Source organism: Paenibacillus sp. P4_A7 (assembly GCF_056402455.1).
Genome location: NZ_JBFUHJ010000554.1, coordinates 1 through 3,289, shown reverse-complemented (window position 1 = coordinate 3,289; position 3,289 = coordinate 1). Strand labels below are relative to the sequence as shown.

The following is a 3,289-nucleotide window of genomic DNA, read 5'->3' as shown; positions in this document are numbered from 1 at the left end:
GTGCCGAAATGACGCAATTTACGAGTCAACATACGCGTATCAATATCGCTGATGCCGGGGATGCCATGCTCTTTCAGCAATTGGCCAAGTGAATATTGAGCACGCCAGTTACTAGGGATCTCTTCATGGCGACGTGTAACGAAGCCGTGAATATATGGGCGGATCGATTCGAAATCATCGCGTGTAATACCGTAGTTTCCGATCAATGGGTAAGTCATCGTAACGATTTGTCCGCAGTACGATGGATCGGACAGAACTTCCTGATAACCTGTCATTCCTGTGTTAAATACAACCTCACCCATCATTTGCGCTTCTGCGCCGAACGAAAGGCCCGTGAACAACGTACCGTCTTCCAACAATAGTCTTGCTTGCATCCGTATCACTCCTCAGGTGTTGATTAATTCCATCTATTTGCTAGTACAGTTGTTAATTGAAAGTTATTCTGTCCATACTACATTACCATCAACAATAGTCACTATTGGCCAACCGCTCAGCTTCCAACCGCCGAATGGTGTATTATTGCTTTTTGAAGCAAATGTACTTGGATCAACTGCGCGCTCACTGTCTAAATCTACAATTGTGACATCTGCTGGGGAGCCGATTTCCAATCGTCCAGTCGGAAGGCGGAACACTCGAGCAGGATCAGCTGTCATACGTTGAAGCAGGAAGCCCAGTGACCATTTACCCGTCTGAACAAACTTCGTATATAAAAGCGGGAAAGCTGTTTCGAAACCTACGATTCCGAATGGCGCAAGCTGCACGCCGCGAGCCTTTTCTTCAGCGCTGTGTGGAGCATGGTCGGTTACGATCATATCAAGCGTACCATCCTCTAGACCTTCTATTACTGCTTGCACATCACGAGGTGTACGAAGCGGCGGATTCATTTTCCAGTTAGCATCTTCAAGACCCGGGATATCTTCATCAGATAGAACCAGATGATGCGGACAAACCTCAGCAGTTACTCGTATGCCGACTTGCTTCGCTAAACGAATCAATCTCACCGATTGCTCCGTGCTTACATGACATACATGGTAATGTACGCCTGTCGCTTCCGCGAGTAATACATCTCTTCCTACATGAATGGCTTCAGACTCATTTGGAATTCCTTTTAGTCCGTGCTTACGGGAGAACTCGCCTTCAGATGCCCATGCGCCTTCTACAAGTGAATCATCCTCGCAATGTGCGATGATTGGCATATCCATTGATTGAGCGAGCGCCATCGCATTTTTCATCATTTGAGCATTTTGAACGCCGACTCCATCATCAGTAAAGCCAATTGCGCCAGCTTCCTTCAATGCGGCAAAATCAGTCAACTCACGTCCAAGCTCATTTTTTGTAATGGCTGCATAAGGGAGTACCTTTACAATGCCCACCTGCTCCGCCTTATTCGTAATGTAGCGAATCGTTTCAGGTGTGTCACTCACTGGCCGTGTATTAGGCATACAAGCGATCGTTGTAAATCCGCCTTTGGCAGCGGAGCGTGTGCCTGTCTTAATATCTTCTTTATATTCGAACCCTGGATCACGCAAATGAACATGCATATCTATAAAGCCAGGTGACACTAGCTTACCTTGTGCATCAATGACTTGAGCGCTGCCCGTATCCGGCGTTTCGGCGCCATCGACAATAGCTGCGATTTTCCCGTCTTCGATTCGTACATGCTTGATTTCCAAGTTGCTTGTCGTTTCGTTCCATATGTTTCCGTTAATAATCCATAATGACATTGTTTGTTTACCCTCCGGAATTAGTCAGTTTATTAGTCTAGTTAAGCGCCCGTTCAATAACAGCCATTCGAATCGGAACACCATTTTCCATTTGAGTAAAAATACGTGATTGCGGGTGTTCAACCAACTCATCATCAATTTCTACGTTGCGATTAATTGGGGCTGGGTGCATAATGATGGCTTGCTTTCCAATCCGACTTGCTCTTTCTACTGTTAAGCCAAACTGCTCACGATAGGTTTCTGCTGAGCTCAGCATACCGCTCTCATGACGCTCAAGTTGTACACGAAGCATCATCACGACATCCGACTTCAACGCTTCATCCATAGACACATAAGGTGCGCCCAGTTCTGACGATTGCATATTTGCAGGAGCACAGAAACGAACGTTTGCCCCGAACTTTTGCAGTGCGTATAGATTTGAGCGAGCTACTCGGCTGTGCAAAATATCACCGACTATAGAAACGTTAAGACCTTTTAGATGTCCGAAATGTTTCTTCATTGTGTACAAGTCGAGCAATGCTTGTGTCGGATGCTCATTGTTGCCGTCTCCGGCGTTAATCAGCGGCACTTTGATTTGAGTTGCAAGCTCTGCAAGCACTCCGTTTGGCTTCAAGCGAATAATACCTACGTCAATGCCCATTGATTCTAATGTACGCACYGTGTCATAGATCGACTCGCCCTTCTGTACGCTAGATACCGCAGCTGAGAAATTCAATACCTCTGCGCCTAAACGCTTCTCAGCAACCTCGAATGAAAATCTCGTTCTTGTACTATTTTCAAAAAACATATTCGCTGCAAATTTTCCTTGCATCAATGTGTGCACTTTTGTGGAATGGTTTTCCCAGTATGCCGCTCGGTCGAGAATCGATTCGATCTCCTCTTTGCCAAGCTCTTTTAATCCKAGCAAACTCCGTTGTTTTAGTTGCGTCATCGTCATCCGGCTTGCCCCCTTTGATTAATTAAGGTGACCTGATCAATCAGATCAATTTCTGTTAGTGATACGTCAATTTGTTCTTGCTTGGAGGAAGGTACGTTTTTACCGACGAAGTCAGGACGAATAGGAAGCTCACGATGTCCCCGGTCAACAAGCACCGCCAGTTGAATACTTTGCGGTCTGCCGCAATCCATGAGCGCGTCCATAGCTGCTCGAATCGTACGTCCCGTATACAACACATCATCGAACAATATAATTCGTTTATCCTCTACCTGGAGTGGTGCGCCGTCCAGATCACCAATCGCTGCCGCTACTTCTACATCCGTAGTAATTGCGGCTTTGCGGTCATCCCGATATTGTGTAATATCGAGCTCACTCACTGGAACAGGCTTGCCTTCGATCTCTTGAATGCGTTCCGCAATTCGACGAGCTAGATAAATACCTCGTGTCCTAATGCCAACGATCACACAATTATCAATACCTTTGTTTTTCTCCACAATCTCGTGGGCAATTCGCGTTAATGCCCGGCGAATCGCCGTTTCATCCATGATGACCAGATGCTCTTCTTCCGTCATTCTCGCTATCCCCTTCCGTAACTGATGTAATAAGGCATAAAGGCATAAAAAAACTC

Annotated in this window: 4 protein-coding genes; all 4 read right to left on the bottom strand. The window is 46.2% G+C overall.

The genetic code is table 11. The annotated features are described in order from the left end of the window. Positions 1 to 374, bottom strand: a 374-nt coding sequence (locus AC1DWN_RS30845; RefSeq protein WP_477562679.1) for a carbamoyl-phosphate synthase domain-containing protein, incomplete at its 3' end; no start/stop codon positions are given. A gap of 63 nt (positions 375 to 437) precedes the next feature. Then, positions 438 to 1,724: a dihydroorotase gene (locus AC1DWN_RS30840; RefSeq protein ID WP_477562678.1), complete on the bottom strand. Its 1,287-nt coding sequence runs from the start codon at positions 1,722 to 1,724 to the stop codon at positions 438 to 440. 37 nt (positions 1,725 to 1,761) lie between these two features. Then, positions 1,762 to 2,661: an aspartate carbamoyltransferase catalytic subunit gene (locus AC1DWN_RS30835; RefSeq protein ID WP_477562677.1), complete on the bottom strand. Its 900-nt coding sequence runs from the start codon at positions 2,659 to 2,661 to the stop codon at positions 1,762 to 1,764. After that, the gene (gene pyrR / locus AC1DWN_RS30830) at positions 2,658 to 3,233 is read right to left on the bottom strand and encodes a bifunctional pyr operon transcriptional regulator/uracil phosphoribosyltransferase PyrR (protein ID WP_477562676.1); all 576 of its coding nucleotides are present in this window, start codon (positions 3,231 to 3,233) and stop codon (positions 2,658 to 2,660) included. The genes AC1DWN_RS30835 and pyrR overlap by 4 nt, the downstream gene beginning before the upstream one ends. Between the last annotated feature and the right edge of the window lie 56 nt (positions 3,234 to 3,289).